Origin of the sequence: Staphylococcus pasteuri, assembly GCF_003970495.1 — a bacterium.
In the GTDB taxonomy this organism is placed as follows: domain Bacteria; phylum Bacillota; class Bacilli; order Staphylococcales; family Staphylococcaceae; genus Staphylococcus; species Staphylococcus pasteuri.
Genome location: NZ_RXWW01000020.1, coordinates 1 through 22,055, shown reverse-complemented (window position 1 = coordinate 22,055; position 22,055 = coordinate 1). Strand labels below are relative to the sequence as shown.

Genomic DNA, 22,055 nt, shown 5'->3' with positions numbered 1-22,055 from the left:
ACATATAAAACAAGTATAATAGATATTGTATAAATAATCCGAGATATAAATAGAGTATTTTAGGAGGAATAAGTAATTGAATAAAAAAATTATTGCTGCAATCGTTGGAACTAGTGCAGTAAGCGCTATTGCAGCAACGCAAGCCGATGCAGCAACAACGACACATAAAGTTAAAAGTGGAGAGTCACTCTGGTCTATATCGAATAAATATGGTGTTTCCGTTTCGAAATTAAAATCATTAAATGGAATGACATCTAATATAATATTTCCAAATCAAGTTTTAAAATTATCGGGATCAACTAGTAGTACGAGCAAACCAAGTAATTCAACTTCAACAAGTAGTTCATCTACTTATACAGTTAAAGCAGGAGATACATTATCTTCAATTGCTTCTAAGTATGGAACGAGCTATCAAAACATAATGAAATTGAATGGTTTGAATAGCTTTACTATTCATCCTGGACAAAAATTAAAAGTATCAGGAAAAGCTACTAGTACAAGTAAGCCAAGTAGCTCAACAACTACAAGTGGTAGTTCATCAACGTATACAGTTAAAGCAGGAGATTCATTATCTTCAATTGCGGCTAAATATAACACATCTTATCAAAAAATTATGAGTTTAAATGGGATGTCTAACTTCTTTATTTACCCTGGACAAAAGTTAAAAGTAACAGGAAGTGCTACTGCATCTAACACTGGTTCTAGTAATGCAAGTGCAAGTAATAATGGTTATAAAACACCTGTTTTCAATCATCAAAACTTATATACATGGGGACAATGTACTTATCATGTATTTAACCGTCGTGCTCAAATCGGTAAAGGTATTAGTACATATTGGTGGAACGCTAACAATTGGGATAACGCAGCAGCAGCTGATGGTTACACAATTGATGGTAAACCAACTGTTGGTTCAATCGCACAAAGTGATGCAGGATATTATGGTCATGTAGCATTTGTAGAACGTGTTAACAGTGATGGTAGTATTTTAATTTCAGAAATGAATTGGGCTGCTAAACCTGGAATTGTAACATATAGAACAATTCCATCATATCAAGTAAGCTCATATCGATACATTCACTAATAAATAGATATAACAATGGACTACTGATTAAGTTAATTAACTTTTTCAGTAGTTTTATTTTTTATTCATATAAATTGGATACGTGAAATTAGAAGTAATGACTATTGTAGAGAATTCAATCAATTATATTATTCACAAATAAAACATCCACCTCACCTTTGAATAGGTAAGATGGATGTTTAGCATTAAATTACATTTAAATGTTCAAGCAATTGCTTATAGTTATTTACTGCTGATGAATAATAAAGTTTTTCATTATTTTTAACATTTGTTAATGGATGTTCGATAATTTGAGTCATATATTCAGCCAACTGATTAATATTGTTGGCTTCTACTAAGTAACCGTTTTGACCATGGTCAATAATTTCATTCGGACCGTATCTAACATCGTACGAAACAACTGGACAACCCATTGAAATACTTTCCATAATCGTTAAACCAAATCCTTCGTAGCTACTTGTTAAGAGAGATGCTTTAGATTTTTTGAATTCTGCTAATGGATTCGATGTATATTTGTGAATACTCACTTTGTCATTTAACTGATATGTTTCAATTAAATCATCCATCATTGCTCTTTGATTATCCACATCTCTACCGAAAAGCGCCAATTTGGTCTGATGACCACTTTTAAGAAATTCATTATAAGCTTTGAGTAAGTGATCTAATTGTTTTTCTTTACTGAATCTACCTATAAACACGAAGCGGTCTTCTTTTTCATCGTCTTTAGTTGGCTCTTTAGCTGTAGTATCCTCAATAAAATGTGGTATAAGTGTAAATTGGTTATCTGCAATATCGTACATTTGTTGGATATCTTCTTTTTGTTGCTGAGTCAAAACGATAAATTTTTCTACATTTTCTTTATGTTCAAAGGCGTATTTAAATGATTTTTTAATTTTTTTACCAGATAAGTGTGAACTATGCAGAACTAATATGTTTCGTGTTTGATGTGATTGGGAGAGTAGCGGATCGTCTAAAAGTCTAGCATCGCAGAATACGATATCATCATCATTGAATTTATGTTCAAAATAGTATTTTGCAAAAGCTTTGTCGTCAGAGAAAGTTTCATAGACTTCTCCATTTTTAAGCAATTTAACGAGATTCACACTATTTTTATCATTATCTTTAAAATGACGTTCACAGTACATTTCACCGTCAGGGTAAAACATCATTTCCTGGCTTTTCTTTTTTGAACCGTCAAAATAGTGAAGTACTCTATGTAAATAACCATAAGAGTTGTATTCATGACGCATTGTTTTCATACCTGTTTCTGGAGAGATAACATCTTCGTAATGTAATATTGAGTTGTTAGAAAAATATTTTCTAAAACGTACTAATTGATGATTTTTGTCATAATATTTAATTTCATGATTTTGAGGATTTTTTTCAGCTTTAAGACCAGAAATACGTTTTGATACTTTGTTATATTTTGGTTTCTTTAAAATTTTGGTCTTTGGAACATCATAAATTTTGAAATTTGTTAACCATTCATAAATATTTTCAAATTCTATATTATCTGTAACTTTATGATCTTCTAAAAATTTTTTATAAATATTGGGATAGTTTCTATTATAATTCGTCGTCAAAATTTTAGTTGGTACATTAAATTCCTCATCGATTAATTTTATTCTTCTTAATAAGGCTTGTGTTCTACCACCGTGTGAGGGAGGTAAAGTGGACGTGACTGTATAAATCATGTTGCAAGCTCCTTTCGGTAGTATCCATAGATTATTATAAAATGATAAATTCAACATTATTCAATTTTGAATTATTGTCATAGTAAGATTTTTTAATGAAAATTACAAATATTTTGATAAATAGTTGTTTGAAGTAAAATGTAAAAAGAAGAAAGATATTAATTGGTTGATATGAATGAATATAGCCTAAGACTTCGATGTCCTAGGCTACTAAAAATTTTATTCGTGCTTATTTGAAATCATCTGAGTATTCATTTTTAACTTTTCTAAAGCTAGTAAATAAACGTGTACCATTAATTGCAAAAGATACTAAAGCGTTTAATTTACGGAATTTACTAGCAGATTTAATTGATACATAGAAGTCTATTATTGTTCCTAATGCACTTAAACCTAATGATAAATAAACAAGTTGTTTATTTTTTGCATCATATCTAATACCATTATATCCATCAACAATAAAGCCTGCGATTCCAAATAAATTTGATAAACGTGTTGTACTTGATTTTGTTGCCATGATTTTCCCTCCAATGTAAAACTTTTGATTATACTGATTACCCATATTTTATTAATTATACACTAAAAATTATAAAATGATGAAACAAACCTTTAGGGGAATTATGATAACATAATACTAAATATATTTTGAATTTTAAAATATTTGATAAGGGAGTTAATGACATGATTAAGTGTGTTTGTTTAGTTGAAGAAACCAAAGACAAAATTTTACTTGTACAAGTGCGTCATCGTGAAAAATATTATTTCCCGGGTGGTAAAATTGATGAAGGAGAAACACAATTAGAAGCACTAATCAGAGAACTTAAAGAAGAATTGAATCTTCACCTTTCAGAAACTGAATTATCATATATAGGTACAGTAGTAGGAAAGGCGTATCCTCAGGAAAATATGCTTACAGAACTAAACGGATATCGTGCTACAACAACAATCAATTGGGATAATATACATACAGATAATGAGATTACTGATATTAAGTGGTTTGATAAAGATGATGTTGATATGATTGCACCTGCCGTTTTAAAATGGATTAATGAAATGTCTACAGAGTAAATAGGTGAGACTATGAATATATTGAAATATGAAACTAAATATTATGATGCAGTAAAATCAATAGAACTATTAGAAGAAGATTTACGATTTGCTAAACCGCCATTAGAAAACTTAGCATCTGCAAGGAAAAATGAAAATAGACATCCTACTCTAGTGATGGAAGGTCAGCAATGTTTGGCTTTCTTTACTTTACATGAAGGTGATGGCCCAGAATCGTATTCATCTAATCCTAATGCCATTTTCTTTAGATCATTTGTTGTAGATTCTCGTTATCGTGGTAAAGGCATTGGTAAATATGTAATACAACAACTTGATCAGTACATTAAAGAAGTATATCCGCATATTAATGAAATTGTTTTAGTTGTAAATACTGATAATCCAAAAGCAAAATATATATATGAACAAGCTGGCTATCGACATACAGGTAAATCTACAATGATAGGTAAACCTGTTTATGTTATGTCACATACAATTTAAAAAGCAGAACGTAGATAAGAATGATGAAGCATGTTTCATTCCTACGTTCTGCTTTGTTTTATTGTTTTGTATTTGGCTGATTTATTTTTCTTTTAATTAAAAATGCAGTTATCCATGCGGTGATAGGGATACTTATAGCAACAGCGATACCACCGAATAGGATTGAGATAAATTCTTGTGCAAATATTTTTGAATTAATGATATGACCGAATGAATAATTGAGTTTGAAGAACCAGAAAAACAAAGTCAACTGACCGCCAAAATAGGCCAAGTATATTGTGTTTGCAGATGTGGCTAAAATTTCTCTACCTACACGCATCCCTGATTGGAATAATTGATGTTGACTTAAATTTGGGTTCGTCTCATTGAGTTCGTACATAGGTGAACTAATGGTTATGGCTAGGTCGATCACTGCAGCTATCACTGCTAAAACGATAGTAAATATCATGAATTGGACCATGTTGATGCCAATGTTCATTGAGTATACATATGTTTCGTCTTGTTGTTCTGTAGCGAAACCTTGTAAATGACCAACATTTACTGAGATGTATATGGCTAAAATTAAAATTACTGTCGTTACAAGTGTGCCTATAAAGGCGGCTTGTGTTTTAACGTCGTAACCGTTTAAGATGAATAAATTACATGCAGCTACAACGATACAAAATATAATTGTCGTGAGATAGATAGGGACTCCAAAGATAATCATTAAGATGCTAATAATGAGTACAATAAAGTTTAAGAATAATGTAGCAAATGATATTAATCCTTTTTTACCACCAAAAATAATCATTAATATTAATAATAAGAGACCTAATATAGTAATAGCACTCATCGTTGATGCCCCCTTACTTTAAACCATAATTCCATTAGAGCAATCGTAATTGGAATCGTTAAGACAATACCAATACCACCTATTAGAGCGCGGGCAACTTCTAATGACCAATTCATAGAAATAGTATAAGTAATGGTATTAGCATTTTTTAAATAAATAAGGAACATAGGCAAACTACCAGCTAAATAGGAAAATAATAAAATATTTGTCATTGTTCCCATAATATCTTGCCCAATGTTTCTTCCAGCAAGAGCCCATCTTTTCATACTAATTTGTGGTGTGCGTTGGAGTATTTCATTCATACCACTAGCAATAGTGATAGCAACATCCATCACAGCTCCTAGTGAACCAATTAACACAGAAGCTAAAAATACATCTTTAGGTGGTAATGTTAGGAAACTCATCGTTTCATATTTAATACCGTTGCCATGTGTCATACGAATGACTAGCTCAGCAATACCTATACAAAGGAAGGTTCCGGCTAATGTTGAGATAATAGTGATAAGTGTACGCATTCGCCATCCAATAACGAGTAATAGAGTGAGCGTTGTCGATACAATCATAGCTATTACCATTAATAAGAATAGACTAGTGCTACCTATTTGATTATGAATGTATATGGCTCCTAATACTGCTATTGAATTTAATATGAGTGACAGAATGGATTGCAAGCCAACTTGTCTACCTACTAATAGTATAGTAATAAGGAAAACACCGGTTATAAGGACGACAAGACTATCACGCTTTTTTTCAATAATATAAGCATCATTCGGTTTTTTAGAGATATGTAATAAAACTTTATCGTTTTTAGAAAAACGTTCTGAATCAGCCTGTGACTTAACATAGTCGTTAGTAATCGTTGATTTAGCGCCTTCAAATTTACCATTCAAAATTTGGATAGTAAGTCGATCTTTATATTTGATATCTTTGTTATGCTGTTCGTCAGTCACATATTGTGTATTGACTCTTTGTACATCTGTAACTTTACCTATAGGCATTTGATAGAACTTTTCGTTAAATAACGTAAAGATAAATAATCCTATAAAAAGGAAGATGAATATCATAACGATCCAATAAAATTTATTTTTGAAAAAGGCATGGAATTGCATTCAATAACCCTCAATTCTACAGTTGAAATAATAGAATGATTATACGATTATTTGATTTATATTTCAAAAATTAACGTAGCCTTTAATTTTTAAGGCTATAAAAGTTGTCTATTTAAATTAGTTCATTTGATGATTTCATATTTAATGATATGTAGATGTTTTGTTGAATAAGGTTTTTATTGTTTGTAATGCTATTGGTAAATCTGGTTTGAGATTTTCCTTTTTAGCAATAACGCAAATTGTACGCTTTAATTCCGTATGACTAAGTGATACCTTAGTCCATTGGTTTGACTGTTTATCTAATGAAATCGTTTGGGGGGTAATAACTACACCTCTTTCATTCTTTAAAAGATATTGTGCTAATTGTATATCTGTAATCGTACGGATTGAAGATGACAATTTATCTTTAATAGACTCTGGTAATGCTGTTAGACAGTATACATTTTCTTGTTGTAATTGTTGCAATTGTGGTTGTAACGCGAATGTAATTGGATTGTTTTTGTTTGAATATAAGTAATAGTGTTCTTCAAATAAAGGCGTCATAATTAGGTTTGTATGATGCTTGATTTGATCGGTTAATTCAACAATGCCAATATCTATTTCTCCCGCTAAAACACCTTCTAAAATAGTTTCATCCTCGCTTAAGTCTGGAAAAATAAGACTTTCTGTTTGCTGTTCAAATGTTTGGACAAGTCGTCCTAGTATATTGGAAACGTCACTTTCACTATAGGATAAATAAATACTTTGATTACTCAATATATTTTGATGCTGAAATAATTGAACAGTTTTATCAAACTGATCCAAAATTTTAGTTGCCTCTTCTAGTAATTGTTTGCCCTCAGTTGTTAATAAAATATTTCGACCTCTTCTTTTAAATAAAGAGACGTGTAGTTCCTTTTCTAATTGGGTTATTTGGCGGCTTATAGCTGATTGAGCAATGTTTAATTCTAGTGCAGCTTCTGAAATATGTTCGCGTCGAGCGACTTCTACAAAATATTTAAGTTGTTTTATTTCCATGATTAAACCCCTCGCTTTAACAATCCATGCTTCTTGATTACATTTAACACTTATTATAACAGTTTATACACAAATCATTCTCTTTTTTAGATAAATATTATCTAATTTATATATTGAACAGATGAAAAAATTACATTATATTATTTATTATCATGTATCAATTGTCAGAAAATTCTAAAAGGGAGTGTGCATCATGTATAATGAGAGGCTAAAAAAGGGATTATACGACTATCGTGAGGAACATGATGCTTGTGGTATTGGTTTTTACGCTAATATGAATAATATTAGAACTCACGATGTTATTGGAAAATCATTGGAAATGTTGTGTAGATTAGATCATCGAGGCGGTGTTGGCGCTGATGGAATGACTGGTGATGGTGCGGGGATCATGACAGAAATTCCTTTTGAATTCTTTGAACATTTCTCTGATTTAGAGCTTCCAGATGAAGGCGAGTATGCTGTTGGTATGTTTTTCTCTAAAGAGAGAGTGATAGGAAGCAATCATGAAGCTGTATTGAATCAATATTTCGAAAATGAAGGACTAAAAATTATTGGATACCGGGATGTGCCGGTCAATAAAGAAGCAGTAGCACAACATGTTGCGGATACAATGCCTTATATTCAACAAGTATTTGTAGATATTAAACACGTTAGTCATATAGAAAAACAACTTTACTTAGCTAGAAAGCAAATTGAATTTTACGCTGAAAACGAAGACTTGGAACTATATTTTACAAGTTTGTCCCATAAGACGATTGTTTATAAAGGTTGGCTGCGTTCGGACCAAATTAAATCTTTATATCTGGATTTAACGCATGAATCTTATCAATCTAAACTTGGACTTGTTCATTCAAGATTTAGTACGAATACATTTCCGAGTTGGAAACGAGCGCATCCAAATAGGCTCCTCATGCACAATGGAGAAATTAATACCATAAAAGGTAACGTGAATTGGATGCGCGCACGTCAAAATAAATTAGTTCGTACATTATTTGGTGAAGACCAACATAAAATACACCGTATTGTCGATGAAGATGGTAGTGATTCTTCAATTGTAGATAATGCATTGGAATTTTTATCTTTAGCAATGGAACCGGAAAAAGCAGCGATGTTATTAATTCCAGAACCGTGGCTTTATAACAAATCTAACGACAAAGAAGTACGTGCATTTTATGAATTTTATAGTTATTTAATGGAGCCATGGGATGGCCCGACTATGATTTCATTTTGTAATGGGGATAAAATTGGCGCTTTAACAGACCGAAATGGTTTACGTCCAGGTAGATACACGATTACAAAAGATAATTACATTGTATTCTCATCTGAAGTGGGAGTTATAGATGTACCTGAATCTGAAGTAGCATTTAAAGGACAATTGAACCCTGGTAAGTTATTATTAGTTGATTTTAAACAGAATAAAGTAGTTGAAAATAATGATTTGAAATCAGAAATTGCAAGCGAACATCCTTATTCGAAATGGATACATACAGATAAATATGACGCCAATATTGAGAATACTGAATACCGTTCAAGTCTTTTAGATTCAAAGACGTTGTTAAAATTGCAAAATCAATTCGCTTATACGAAAGAAGAAATCAATAAATATATCGTTGATTTAGTAACTCAAAAGAAAGATCCGATAGGGGCGATGGGCTATGATTCACCTATCGCAGTCTTGAACGATAGACCTGAAACCCTATTTAATTATTTTAAACAGTTATTTGCACAAGTTACTAATCCACCTATTGATGCATATAGAGAGAAAATCGTTACAAGTGAGCTATCTTATCTAGGTGGAGAAGGTAACCTATTAAGACCAGATCAAACTGTACTACATCGCGTTCAACTTAAAAGGCCTGTAATGACAGAAGCACAGTTAGAAGTTATCGATGTAAAGAAATTTAAAACAACATATGTATCGACAATTTATCAAGATAATTTAGAACATAGTCTTGATTTGTTGGCAGAAACGGTTATACAACATGTTAAAGATGGTGCAGGAATTATTGTATTAGATGATAGTTTATTAGAGTCTAATGAAGGATTTGCAATGCCAATGTTATTAGCAGTAAGTCATGTTCATCAATGTTTAATACGTGAAGGACTAAGAATGGAAACAAGCATAGTTGCAAAATCAGGAGAAACACGCGAAGTACATCATGTAGCATGTTTATTAGGTTATGGAGCTAATGCAGTTGTACCTTATTTAGCACAACAAACAGTAGAACAATTAACCATTAATAATCAATTATCAGGAACGGTTGCAGCTAATGTTAAAACTTATACCGATGTTTTATCAGAAGGTGTAATCAAAGTAATGGCCAAAATGGGTATTTCAACAGTTCAAAGTTATCAAGGGGCACAAATTTTTGAAGCTGTTGGTATATCACAAGATGTTATTGATAAATATTTTACAGGTACACAATCTAAAATTTCTGGTATTAGTATTCAACAAATTGATGATGAAAATAAAGCTAGACAGAGCCATCATTCAGATTATTTAGCACCTGGTAGTACATTCCAATGGAGACAACAAGGTCAACATCATGCCTTCAATCCACAGACTATTTTTCTATTACAACATGCTTGTCGTGATAACGATTATAAGTTATTCAAACAGTATTCAGATGCGGTCAACTATCAAAGACAAGATTTTATACGTCATTTATTGGAATTTAAGTCTTGTAAACCAATTGATATATCTAAAGTGGAACCAGCCTCTGAAATTGTAAAACGATTTAATACTGGTGCCATGAGTTATGGTTCTATTTCAGCAGAAGCACATGAAACATTAGCACAAGCGATGAACCATCTAGGTGGTAAGAGTAATAGTGGAGAGGGTGGCGAAGATCCATTACGTTATCAACCTCAAAAAGACGGTAGTAGTAAAATAAGTGCTATCAAACAAGTAGCGTCAGGTAGATTTGGAGTAACAAGTGATTATTTACAACATGCGAAAGAAATTCAAATCAAAGTAGCACAGGGTGCTAAACCAGGGGAAGGCGGTCAATTACCAGGATCTAAAGTATATCCATGGATAGCCGAAACAAGAGGATCTACACCAGGTATAGGATTAATTTCACCGCCACCACACCATGATATTTATTCTATTGAAGACTTAGCACAATTGATTCATGATTTGAAAAATGCGAATAAAGAAGCGGATATCGCTGTTAAGCTTGTTTCGAAAACAGGTGTAGGAACAATTGCCTCAGGTGTAGCTAAAGCTTTTGCTGACAAAATTGTAATCAGTGGTTATGACGGAGGTACAGGGGCATCCCCTAAAACGAGTATTCAACATGCAGGGGTGCCATGGGAAATCGGATTAGCCGAAACCCATCAAACATTAAAATTAAACGATTTACGTAGTAGGGTGAAATTAGAAACAGATGGTAAATTACTCACTGGTAAAGATGTAGCGTATGCATGTGCGCTTGGAGCGGAAGAATTTGGATTTGCAACAGCACCGTTAGTTGTACTTGGATGTATTATGATGCGTGTTTGTCATAATGATACATGTCCAGTGGGAGTTGCTACTCAAAACAAAGATTTACGTGCGTTATTCAAAGGTAAAGTACAGCACGTAGTTAATTTTATGTACTTTATTGCAGAAGAATTAAGAGAAATACTTGCATCTTTAGGATTGAGAACAGTTGAAGAATTAATAGGACGTACAGATTTATTACAACGTGCCTCACATATAACACCTGGTACTAAGGCTGCATCTATTGATATTGAGCGTTTGCTAAGCATAGTAGAAGGACCAGATACTAAACAAATTGCGCAAGATCATCATTTAGATGAAGGTTTTGATTTAAATTATTTATATCCTGATGCTATACAAAGTATAGAAGCAGGACGTGCATTTTCAGGAAGTTATACAGTTAAGAACGTACAACGTGATGTTGGCGTAATTACTGGTAGTGCGATTGCTAAACAATATGGGGAAAAAGGATTGCCTGAAGATACAATATATGTACATACGGAAGGTCATGCTGGACAAAGTCTAGCAGCATTTGCACCTAAAGGGTTAACCATATATCATAATGGTGATGCTAACGATTATGTCGGAAAAGGTTTATCTGGTGGAACAGTGATAGTTCAGGCACCAAATCAAGCGCGTGAAGATGAAATTATCGCAGGAAATGTTTGTTTCTATGGTGCGTCGAAAGGTAAAGCTTTCATTAATGGTAAAGCTGGCGAACGTTTTTGTATCAGAAATAGTGGTGTCGATGTTGTAGTTGAAGGTATTGGTGACCATGGACTTGAATATATGACTGGGGGACATGTATTAATTCTTGGTGACGTTGGAAAGAATTTTGGTCAAGGTATGAGTGGTGGTGTTAGTTACATCTTCCCAAGTGATGTTAATGAATTTAAAGAAAAGCATGCACTTTCTACTTTGGAATTTAGTGATGTGACATATGAAGAAGAAAAGCAATTTATTAAATCAATGATAGAAGCTCATGTGAAATATACACATAGTTCAAAAGCACAAACACTACTACAACGCTTCGATCAAATTTCAGAATCAGTCGTAAAAGTGATACCTAAAGATTATAAATTAATGATGCAAAAAATTGATATTCAATTACGTCATCATAATCAAAAAGACGAAGCAATGTTAGCAGCATTTTATGATGAAAGAACAAGTATAGATACAAAATTAAAACCGGCAGTAGTTTATTAAGAAAGAGGGATTATCATGGGCGAGTTTAAAGGGTTTATGAAATATGAAAAACAAGCATTATCAGAGTTGTCTTTGATTGATCGTCTTTCAAACCACAAAGCATTTCAAAATCGATTTTCAAAAGATGATGCTTCAATTCAAGGTGCAAGATGTATGGATTGTGGTACACCATTTTGTCAAAGTGGATTATCCTATGGGAATGAAACCATAGGATGTCCAATTGGTAATTACATACCTGAATGGAATGATCTTGTTTATCGTGGTGACTATAAAACTGCCTACGAAAGACTTAGCGAAACTAATAATTTTCCGGAATTTACAGGGCGTGTATGTCCAGCACCATGTGAACATGCATGTGTGATGAAAATTAATAGAGAGTCAGTAGCAATTAAAGGTATTGAACGAACTATTATTGATGAAGCTTATGACAATGGCTGGGTTAAACCGAAATATCCTGAAGCGGATAGAAATGAAACAATTGCAATTGTTGGAAGTGGTCCGGCCGGTTTGACAGCAGCAGATGAACTTAACCATCGAGGATATAAAGTGACAGTATACGAACGTGCTAAAGAACCGGGTGGATTGTTGATGTATGGTATTCCTAATATGAAGTTAGATAAAGATGTTGTAAGACGTCGTGTCAAATTAATAGAAGAAGCTGGCATTACATTCAAAACAGGTATAGAAATAGGTGTAGATATCAATCGTGAAGAATTAGAAAAGATGTATGATGCAATAATTCTATGCACTGGTTCTCAAAATGCTAGAGACTTACCTTTAGAAGGACGTATGGGTTACGGTATACATTTGGCAATGGATTATTTAACTGAACAAACTCAATTTTTAAATGGTGAAATTGACGAGGTAACAATAACAGCTAAAGATAAAAATGTCATCATTATCGGAGCAGGTGATACAGGTGCAGACTGTGTTGCTACTGCATTACGTGAAAATTGCAAATCTGTCGTACAGTTTAATAAGTATACGAAATTACCTGAAGAAATCACTTTTGAAACCAATACGTCATGGCCATTAGCCTTACCAGTATTTAAAATGGATTATGCTCATAAGGAATATGAAGCACGTTTTGGTCAAGAACCACGTGCTTATGGTGTACAAACGATGAGGTATGATGTGGATCATATTGGTAATGTTAGAGGACTCTATACACAAGTAATTAGTGAAACTGAAGATGGAACTGTAATGGGAGAAGGGTCAGAAAAATTTTGGCCTGCTGATTTAGTATTACTTTCCATTGGTTTTGTAGGTACTGAAACGACAATTCCACAATCATTTGGTATTAAAACTGAAAGAAATAAAATTATTGCTAATGATAGAGATTTTAGAACGAATCATTCGAAAATTTTTGCTGCTGGTGATGCTCGAAGAGGTCAAAGTCTTGTTGTTTGGGCTATTAAAGAAGGTAGAGCAGTGGCTGATGCAGTTGAAAGTTATTTAAATCAAAAAATTCTAGTGTAAAAAAAGAATTGACTTTTAATGAACGCTATTATAATATATTTATTGTGTTCAATGGAGGAATACCCAAGTTCGGCTGAAGGGATCGGTCTTGAAAACCGACAGGGCCTTAACGGGCCGCGGGGGTTCGAATCCCTCTTCCTCCGCCATTAGAATTTTAAATCCAAGACTAATAGATATAAAAGGCAAGTATTCATTTATCAATGAGTATTTGCCTTTTTTATTTGTTTTTGGAGTCAAAAACCCTCATCTTTAATGCATTAGTAATGTCCGTCCACATTTGATAGATACAGGTTTTAATCTGCGCAGTCCATAATTAGTTCTTAACTGTTAAATCAATATTAATAATGGCGTATTTGTGAATTTAACATTGAACGATTAACTCTACTTTTCTGAAAGCCTTTACATAACTTGTCTAGACAAGTTATAATCAGCATAAGAAAACAAAGGAGTGACGGCTATGGCTGTAAATAATAAAGATGTAAAAGCCATTGTAGATGCAATTGGGGGCAAAGAAAATCTAGACACTGCAACACACTGCGTGACAAGGTTACGATTAGTGTTAAAAGACGATAACAAGGTAGATAAAGATGCATTAAGTGATAATCCTTTAGTAAAAGGACAATTCAAAGCAGATCATCAATACCAAATTGTTATTGGTCCGGGGACAGTTGATGAAGTCTATAAACAATTTGTAGCAGAAACCGGAGCAGAAGAAGCATCTAAAGATGACGCTAAACAAGCTGCAGCGAAAAAGGGGAATCCTATACAAAGATTGATTAAATTGTTAGGGGATATATTTATACCAATCTTGCCAGCGATTGTAACTGCAGGTTTATTAATGGGGATTAATAACATTTTAACCATGGAAGGTCTTTTTGGTCCTAAAAAGTTAATAGAAATGTACCCGCAAATTGCGGATATTTCAGATATGATTAACGTTATAGCTAACACAGCCTTCATTTTCTTACCAGCGTTAATTGGTTGGAGTAGTATGCGAGTGTTTGGAGGAAGTCCGATTTTAGGTTTAGTATTGGGACTTATTTTGATGAATCCACAACTTGTCTCTCAATACGATATCGGTAAAGGACATATACCAACTTGGAATTTATTTGGATTAGAAATTAAACAATTGAATTATCAAGGACAAGTTTTACCAGTATTATTAGCTACATATGTTTTGGCAAAAATTGAAAAAGTACTTAATAAAGTTGTACATGATTCCATTAAAATGCTAGTTGTTGGTCCAGTTGCACTGTTAATAACAGGCTTCTTGGCATTTATTGTTATCGGACCAATTGCCTTAATATTAGGTACAGGAATTACAAATGGAGTAACATATGTTTTCGAACATGCAGGTTGGTTAGGTGGTGCCTTATATGGTTTATTATACGCGCCACTTGTTATCACAGGACTGCACCACATGTTCTTAGCTGTTGACTTCCAATTAATGGGTAGTAGTTTAGGCGGTACATATTTATGGCCAATTTTAGCCATTTCTAATATTTGCCAAGGGTCAGCAGCATTTGGTGCATGGATTGTCTACAAACGTAAGAAGATGGTTAAAGAAGAAGGACTTGCATTTACTTCAGGTATTTCAGGTGTATTAGGAGTTACTGAACCAGCATTATTTGGTGTGAACTTACCATTGAAATATCCATTTATCTCTGCAATTCTAACATCAAGTGTACTCGGTGGATTCATTGGTGCTAATAAAGTATTAGGTAAAGTGGGTGTTGGTGGTTGGCCAGCATTTATTTCAATAAAAAATGAATTTTGGTGGATTTATATTCCAGCTATATTAATAGCTACGATTGTCCCAGCAATTTTAACAATAGTATTTTCAAGATTTAGTAATCAAAAAGCCAAAAAAATGGTCGATACATCTAACTCATAAAATTAAAGCGTTCATGTTTAGCAAACCTCTGAACGCTTTTTATTATCAAACAATGTACAAAAGGTGGTTTTACAATGAAAGAACAAGACTGGAGAAAGTCAGTAGTTTATCAAATATATCCTAAGTCATTTAATGATACAACGGGAAACGGTGAAGGTGACCTCAAAGGTATTATAGAAAAACTCGATTACTTACAATTTTTAGGAATTGATTATATTTGGTTAACACCTATTTATGAATCACCAATGAATGATAACGGATATGATATAAGTAATTATCTGAAGGTTAATGAGAATTTTGGTACATTAGATGACTTTAAACTTTTAGTAAAAGAGGCGCATCAAAGAAATATTAAAATAATGATGGATATCGTCATCAATCATACATCTACTGAACATCAATGGTTTAAAGAAGCGATTAAATCTAAGGATAGTCCATACCGTGATTATTACTTCTTTAGATCATCAGAAGAGGGGCCTCCAACCAATTGGGAATCTAAATTTGGTGGGAATGCTTGGAAATATGATGAACAAACAGAAGAATATTATTTACATTTATTCGATGTTACGCAAGCTGATTTAAATTGGGATAATCCCGACGTACGACAAGCACTATATAAAATTGTAAATCATTGGATAGACTTTGGTGTGGATGGATTCCGTTTTGATGTGATTAATCTTATTTCTAAAGGTGAATTTAAAGATTCTAAAAAAATTGGTAAAGAATTTTATACAGATGGCCCAAGAGTACATGAATTTTTACATGAGTTAAATCAAAATACATTTGGAAATAAAGACATGATGACTGTAGGTGAAATGTCATCTACAACAATTGATCATTGTGTTAAATACTCTAATCCTAATCGACAAGAATTAAGTAGCGTATTCAATTTCCATCATTTGAAAGTTGACTATCCTGATGGAGAAAAATGGGCTAAAGGGAAAATGGATTTTCATCAGCTTAAAGAAATATTAATGAATTGGCAATTGGGTATTTACGAAGGTGGAGGTTGGAACGCAATATTTTGGTGTAATCACGATCAACCACGTGTTGTTTCGCGTTTTGGAGATGATAGTTCAGAAGAGTTACGTCAAGCAAGTGCAAAAACTTTAGCCATTGCACTACATATGTTGCAAGGTACACCTTACATCTATCAAGGTGAAGAGATAGGTATGATAAATCCTCATTTTAAATCAATAGAGGAATATAGAGATATAGAATCTTTGAATGCTTTTCATTATTTGAAGAGCCAAGGTTATTCAGAACAACACATTCTAGAAATATTAGACCAAAAATCACGCGATAATTCTCGAACACCAATGCAATGGGATGATTCAGAAAATGCAGGTTTTACTTCAGGAGAGTCATGGATTGCTACTGCCGATAATTATCAAAAGATTAATGTTGAACAAGCAATGAAAGATTCCGAATCCGTTCTGCATACTTATAAAGCATTAATAAATTTAAGACATCAAAATGATATTTTAACTTATGGTAATATAGAACCGATGTATATGGATCACAATCAATTATTTGTATATCGTCGACATTATCGTCATCAAACTTGGTTAATTATAGCTAATTTCTCAAAAGATGAAGTCACTTTACCTGATGATTTAGATATATCAGGCGATACTATTATTCAAAACGGAACTGTAAATCAGCATAAAATATCAGGATTTGGCGCGATTGTTATAGAAACAGCAAAGTAAATACGATTAAAAGAGGAATACACCATGGTACAAAAGAAATTCATCACAATTTATGAACAATTGAAAAATCAAATCTTAACAGAAGTGTATCGATATAGTGAACAACTACCTTCTGAAAATGAATTAGTTACAACATATGGAACTTCGAGAGAAACTGTTCGTAAAGCGCTAGATTTATTAGCTAATGATGGTATGATTCAAAAAATTAGAGGTAAAGGTTCTGTTGTAATATACCAAGGGATAACTGAATTTCCTTTTTCAGAATTAATTAGTTTTAAAGAGATACAACATCAATTGGGTTTAAAACATCATACTGAACTTGTGATTAATGAAGAAATAAATGCCGCTGATGCAGAAAAAGTACAATTTGAATTAGGCTTGGAAAAAGATGATAAATTAATTCATGTTATTCGTACACGTTCTATAGAAGGAAAAGTTAAAATTTTAGATGAAGATTTCTTCGTAAAATCTATTGTTGGAAACATTAGTGATGAAGTAGCAAGACAATCCATATATGATTATTTAGAAAATGATTTACACCTAGAGATTAGTTATTCGAGTAAATCAATTACTTTTGAACCATTTTCTAAGATAGATGATGAAGTATTTGGCGATATTAATCCACCTTATACCGCTACTGTAAGAAGTACAGTCTACTTAAAAGATACAACTCAGTTTCAATACAATATATCTAAACACATTGCGACAGATTTTAAATTTAAAGAGTTTTCTCGACGTCGTGAAAATCTTATCCAGTAGTTTCTTTAATATAATAGTTCTAATAGATATTTTTCAGAATAAGATTTTAAGCTTGCAAACAATAGAGGAATTATAGTATTATAAATCTTACCGTGCTAGGTGGGGAGGTAGCGGTTCCCTGTACTCGAAATCCGCTTTATGCGAGACTTAATTCCTTTGTTGAGGGCGTATTTTTGTGAAGTCTGCCCGAAGCACGTAGTGTTTGAAGATTTCGGTCCTATGCAATATGAACCCACGAATCATGTCAGATCCTGACGGAAGCAGCATTAAGTGGATAATCATATGTGCCGTAGGGTAGCCGAGATTTAGCTAACGACTTCGGTAACGTTTGTGATATACGTTCGATACAAAGGTGCACGGTTTTTAATTTTAAAAAACTAATTATATAAAATATAGATTTGAGCGACTTATTTTCGATGAGTCGCTCTCTTTTTTATAAATAGATAAATATGACATAATTTGATAAAGTTAAAGCGATATATAAGTGCAATAGCTAATGACAAACATGGTGGTGAAACAATGCAAATATACTTGAGTACCTTAACCGAAGTGGATTATGAAGAATCGTTGAATAGTATTGAAGAAAACTATGATGATCAACCTGAAACGAGTTGGCAAGAAAAAGCACTCGTTAAAAAATTAAGAAAATCAGATGACTATAATTATGAATTAGAAGTCATTGCGAAAAATGAGCAAAATAAAGTTATTGGACATGCCTTACTAATAGAAGTAAGTGTTACATCGGAAGAAAAGAAATATACAGCTTTAACCATCGCGTCTTTATCAGTAAAAAAAGAATTAAGAAATCAAGGATTAGGTAAAGCTCTTGTGCAAGCTGTTGAAGAACGAGCTAAATCCCAAGATTATACAACGATTGTTGTTGACCGAGAACAAGACTATTTTAAAAAGTTAGGTTATCAACTGGCTAGTGAATTCGGCTTATATTCAGAATATGGAGATGAGTCACAACCTTTATTAGTGAAATTTCTATGGGATAACTTAATAGATCCACCAATTGGAAAAGTAAAATATCCAAGTATTATGCGTTAACACACTTTTATTGATGAACAAGTTTACGTGCGTGATATAATAGAATGTAATTGCTAATGGAGGTGCTAAGTTGAATTATCAAGCGTTATATCGTATGTATCGCCCTCAAAGTTTTGATGATGTTGTTGGTCAAGAACATGTAACTAAAACTTTGCGAAATGCGATTTCTAAAGGGAAGCAATCTCATGCTTACATATTTAGTGGCCCAAGAGGAACTGGGAAGACGAGTATTGCTAAAGTATTTGCGAAAGCTATCAATTGTACAAATAGTTCGGATGGAGAACCATGTAATGAGTGTGCGATTTGTAAAGGCATTACGCAAGGTACTAACTCTGATGTTATTGAAATTGATGCCGCAAGTAACAATGGTGTAGACGAAATTAGAAACATTAGAGATAAAGTTAAATATGCTCCAAGCGAATCAAAATATAAAATTTATATTATAGATGAAGTTCACATGCTGACTACTGGGGCTTTTAATGCATTGTTAAAAACATTAGAAGAACCACCTGCACACGCGATTTTTATTTTAGCGACAACTGAACCTCATAAAATTCCACCAACGATTATTTCAAGAGCACAAAGATTTGATTTTAAAGCAATCAGTTTAAATCAAATTGTTGATCGTTTGAAATATGTAGCTGATTCACAATCATTACCATACGATGATGAGGCCTTAGAGTTTATTGCCAAGGCATCTGAAGGTGGTATGCGAGATGCGTTAAGTATTATGGACCAAGCTATTGCGTTCGGAGATGAACACTTAACTTTACAAGATGCGTTAAATGTTACAGGCAGCGTTGACGAAGCGTCACTTAATGAATTATTTAAAGATATTGTTGAAGGTGATGTTAAAGAATCATTTAATAGATATCACCAATTTGTTACAGAAGGTAAAGAAGTTAATCGTTTGATTAATGATATGATTTATTTTGTTAGAGATACTATTATGAACAAAACGTCTAACCAAGACGTTGAATATGATGCACTTATTCATTTTGACTTAGATACCTTATATCGTATGATTGATATCATTAATGACACATTAGTTTCTATACGTTTTAGTGTAAATCAAAGTGTTCACTTTGAAGTACTGTTAGTAAAATTAGCGGAAATGATTAAAGCTAAACCAGAAACAGTACAAAATGTTGCGACTACACAAGTTGCCACAGAGCCTAATAATGATGTTTTATTACAACGTATGGAACAATTAGAACAAGAACTTAAAACCTTGAAATCTCAAGGAGTGGCTTCATCAGGACAAACGCAACAACCTAAAAAACCTGTGCGTAGTCAACAACGCTCTAAAAACGCATTTTCAATGCAACAAATTGCAAAAGTTTTAGATAAAGCGAATAAGGATGACATTAAGTTACTTAAAAATCATTGGCAAGAAGTAATTGATCATGCTAAAAATAATGACAAAAAATCTTTAGTGAGCTTACTTCAAAATTCAGAACCTGTTGCTGCTAGTGAAGATCATGTACTAGTTAAGTTTGAAGAAGAAATTCATTGTGAAATTGTTAATAAAGACGATGAAAAACGTAATAATATAGAAAGTGTTGTTTGTAATATCGTCAATAAAACAGTCAAAGTGGTAGGCGTGCCTTCAGACCAATGGTTACGTGTTAGAGCTGAGTATCTCCAAAATCGTAAACAAGATCAACATCATGAAGCGGAAGAAAATGAAAAAGAAACAGAACAAGAGGATATAGCACAAAAAGCAAAAGATTTATTTGGCGAAGAAACAGTTCATATGATAGATGAATAGCCACACATGACAAGGCTAATATTCGTATGTATAATATAAACAAAGTAATAATTTAAAGAATAAGAAGGATTATAAGGAGGAAACGGAATTATGCGCGGTGGCGGAAATATGCAACAAATGATGAAACAAATGCAAAAAATGCAAAAGAAAATGGAACAAGAACAAGAGAAATTAAAAGAAGAACGTGTAGAAGGTACAGCAGGTGGAGGCATGGTTACTGTAACAGTTACTGGCCACAAAGAAGTTGTTGACGTACAAATCAAAGAAGATGCTGTAGATCCAGATGATGTTGAAATGTTACAAGACCTAGTATTAGCTGCTACAAATGAAGCAATGAATAAAGCTGATAAATTAACACAAGAACGTCTAGGTAAACATACTCAAGGCTTAAACATCCCTGGAATGTGATAATATGCATTATCCAGAACCAATATCCAAACTTATAGATAGTTTTATGAAATTGCCAGGCATTGGTCCTAAGACAGCTCAACGTCTGGCTTTTCATACATTAGATATGAAAGAAGACGACGTTGTTCAATTTGCGAAAGCACTTGTAGATGTTAAACGTGAACTTACTTATTGTAGTGTTTGTGGACATATTACAGAGAAAGATCCTTGCTACATTTGTGAAGACAAACAACGAGATCGTTCAGTAATCTGTGTTGTTGAAGATGATAAAGACGTTATCGCAATGGAAAAGATGAGAGAATTTAAAGGATTATATCATGTGTTACATGGATCTATTTCTCCAATGGATGGTATAGGTCCGGAAGATATCAATATACCTGCATTAGTCGATCGACTAAAAAGTGATGAAGTTAAAGAATTAATTTTAGCGATGAATCCTAACTTAGAAGGTGAGTCAACGGCGATGTATATTTCAAGACTTGTAAAACCTATTGGGATAAAAGTAACGCGTTTAGCCCAAGGTTTATCAGTTGGTGGAGATTTAGAGTATGCTGATGAAGTGACCTTATCCAAAGCAATTGCCGGTAGAACTGAAATGTAGTTTAAACGCTGATATGTATAGTATCAGCGTTTTTTATATTTCTTAATAAAAATTTAAAAAAAGATAAAGTTTGTAAATTAAAGGTTTATCTTAGGGATAAATGAGTAATTCTATGGAATATATAATCAAAAAATGAACTTTATATAATGGATAGTCTATATCGTTCGGCATATGATTAAATAGGCGTTCTCGTTTGTTAAGAAAGTGTAAATTTTACTGTTGTTAAAAGCTTTGTGAGCCTGTATAGTATATATTTGTTGAGCGGAACAAAGCGAAACACAAACAAAATACTTCAAAAATTAATTATAAAAAGTTGTTGACTTTAAAGTTGATAAAGCGTATAATTAATTCTTGTCGGTAAAGAAATGAACATTGAAAACTGAATGACAATATGTCAACGTTAATTCCAATAATGT

At 32.9% G+C, this 22,055-nt stretch carries 17 protein-coding genes, 1 tRNA gene and 1 other RNA gene; 14 read left to right on the top strand and 5 right to left on the bottom strand.

Features of this window, described 5'->3' with window-relative positions; genetic code table 11:
- The first annotated feature begins 76 nt into the window (after positions 1-76).
- Positions 77-1,081: a LysM peptidoglycan-binding domain-containing protein gene (locus CD121_RS02590; RefSeq protein ID WP_017638307.1), complete on the top strand. Its 1,005-nt coding sequence runs from the start codon at positions 77-79 to the stop codon at positions 1,079-1,081.
- Between the two features lie 185 nt (positions 1,082-1,266).
- Here the strand turns inward: CD121_RS02590 and CD121_RS02585 are convergent, their stop codons facing one another.
- Both CD121_RS02585 and CD121_RS02580 read right to left on the bottom strand, forming a co-directional pair.
- Positions 1,267-2,775 (bottom strand): glycosyltransferase, encoded by a 1,509-nt coding sequence (locus CD121_RS02585; RefSeq protein WP_017638308.1) that lies wholly within the window; start codon positions 2,773-2,775, stop codon positions 1,267-1,269.
- A 229-nt stretch (positions 2,776-3,004) separates the two neighbouring features.
- Positions 3,005-3,289, bottom strand: a complete 285-nt coding sequence (locus CD121_RS02580) for a hypothetical protein (protein WP_017638309.1) — start codon at positions 3,287-3,289, stop codon at positions 3,005-3,007.
- Positions 3,290-3,453: 164 nt separating this feature from the next.
- Here CD121_RS02580 and CD121_RS02575 point away from each other — a divergent pair, with 164 nt between their 5' ends.
- Together CD121_RS02575 and CD121_RS02570 are read left to right on the top strand one after the other, a co-directional pair.
- Complete coding sequence (locus CD121_RS02575; RefSeq protein ID WP_017638310.1) at positions 3,454-3,840, top strand: NUDIX hydrolase; 387 nt, start codon at positions 3,454-3,456, stop codon at positions 3,838-3,840.
- A 12-nt stretch (positions 3,841-3,852) separates the two neighbouring features.
- The gene (locus CD121_RS02570) at positions 3,853-4,317 is read left to right on the top strand and encodes a GNAT family N-acetyltransferase (protein ID WP_017638311.1); all 465 of its coding nucleotides are present in this window, start codon (positions 3,853-3,855) and stop codon (positions 4,315-4,317) included.
- Between the two features lie 58 nt (positions 4,318-4,375).
- Here the strand turns inward: CD121_RS02570 and CD121_RS02565 are convergent, their stop codons facing one another.
- The 3 genes from CD121_RS02565 to gltC all read right to left on the bottom strand — a co-directional run bounded on the left by CD121_RS02565 (position 4,376) and on the right by gltC (position 7,275).
- Entirely contained in the window at positions 4,376-5,149 is a 774-nt protein-coding gene (locus CD121_RS02565) for a YibE/F family protein (RefSeq protein WP_017638312.1), read from the bottom strand.
- A complete protein-coding gene (locus CD121_RS02560; protein WP_126567391.1) occupies positions 5,146-6,258 on the bottom strand; it encodes a YibE/F family protein in 1,113 nt (370 codons plus the stop codon). The genes CD121_RS02565 and CD121_RS02560 overlap by 4 nt, the downstream gene beginning before the upstream one ends.
- Positions 6,259-6,399: 141 nt before the next feature.
- Positions 6,400-7,275, bottom strand: coding sequence for a glutamate biosynthesis transcriptional regulator GltC (gltC, locus tag CD121_RS02555; protein ID WP_017638314.1), 876 nt, complete (start codon positions 7,273-7,275; stop codon positions 6,400-6,402).
- 193 nt (positions 7,276-7,468) lie between these two features.
- On the opposite strand from gltC, the gene gltB reads away from it, so the two are divergent.
- The 11 genes from gltB to recR all read left to right on the top strand — a co-directional run bounded on the left by gltB (position 7,469) and on the right by recR (position 21,639).
- Positions 7,469-11,965, top strand: coding sequence for a glutamate synthase large subunit (gene gltB / locus CD121_RS02550; RefSeq protein WP_126567390.1), 4,497 nt, complete (start codon positions 7,469-7,471; stop codon positions 11,963-11,965).
- 15 nt (positions 11,966-11,980) lie between these two features.
- Positions 11,981-13,444, top strand: a complete 1,464-nt coding sequence (locus CD121_RS02545) for a glutamate synthase subunit beta (protein ID WP_126567389.1) — start codon at positions 11,981-11,983, stop codon at positions 13,442-13,444.
- A gap of 53 nt (positions 13,445-13,497) precedes the next feature.
- Positions 13,498-13,590, top strand: a tRNA-Ser gene (locus CD121_RS02540).
- A gap of 311 nt (positions 13,591-13,901) precedes the next feature.
- Positions 13,902-15,338 (top strand): PTS system trehalose-specific EIIBC component, encoded by a 1,437-nt coding sequence (treP, locus tag CD121_RS02535; protein ID WP_126567388.1) that lies wholly within the window; start codon positions 13,902-13,904, stop codon positions 15,336-15,338.
- A 74-nt stretch (positions 15,339-15,412) separates the two neighbouring features.
- Complete coding sequence (treC, locus tag CD121_RS02530; protein ID WP_126567387.1) at positions 15,413-17,050, top strand: alpha,alpha-phosphotrehalase; 1,638 nt, start codon at positions 15,413-15,415, stop codon at positions 17,048-17,050.
- A gap of 24 nt (positions 17,051-17,074) precedes the next feature.
- On the top strand, positions 17,075-17,809 hold the full coding sequence (gene treR / locus CD121_RS02525) for a trehalose operon repressor (RefSeq protein ID WP_108000497.1): 735 nt from the start codon (positions 17,075-17,077) through the stop codon (positions 17,807-17,809).
- A gap of 90 nt (positions 17,810-17,899) precedes the next feature.
- Positions 17,900-18,169, top strand: an RNA gene (ffs, locus tag CD121_RS02520) — signal recognition particle sRNA large type.
- 159 nt (positions 18,170-18,328) lie between these two features.
- The gene (locus tag CD121_RS02515; RefSeq protein WP_070451585.1) at positions 18,329-18,859 is read left to right on the top strand and encodes a GNAT family N-acetyltransferase; all 531 of its coding nucleotides are present in this window, start codon (positions 18,329-18,331) and stop codon (positions 18,857-18,859) included.
- Positions 18,860-18,929: 70 nt separating this feature from the next.
- Entirely contained in the window at positions 18,930-20,630 is a 1,701-nt protein-coding gene (gene dnaX, locus CD121_RS02510) for a DNA polymerase III subunit gamma/tau (RefSeq protein WP_126567386.1), read from the top strand.
- Positions 20,631-20,720: 90 nt separating this feature from the next.
- The gene (locus CD121_RS02505; RefSeq protein ID WP_017638322.1) at positions 20,721-21,038 is read left to right on the top strand and encodes a YbaB/EbfC family nucleoid-associated protein; all 318 of its coding nucleotides are present in this window, start codon (positions 20,721-20,723) and stop codon (positions 21,036-21,038) included.
- 4 nt (positions 21,039-21,042) lie between these two features.
- On the top strand, positions 21,043-21,639 hold the full coding sequence (gene recR, locus CD121_RS02500; RefSeq protein ID WP_017638323.1) for a recombination mediator RecR: 597 nt from the start codon (positions 21,043-21,045) through the stop codon (positions 21,637-21,639).
- Positions 21,640-22,055: the final 416 nt, after the last annotated feature.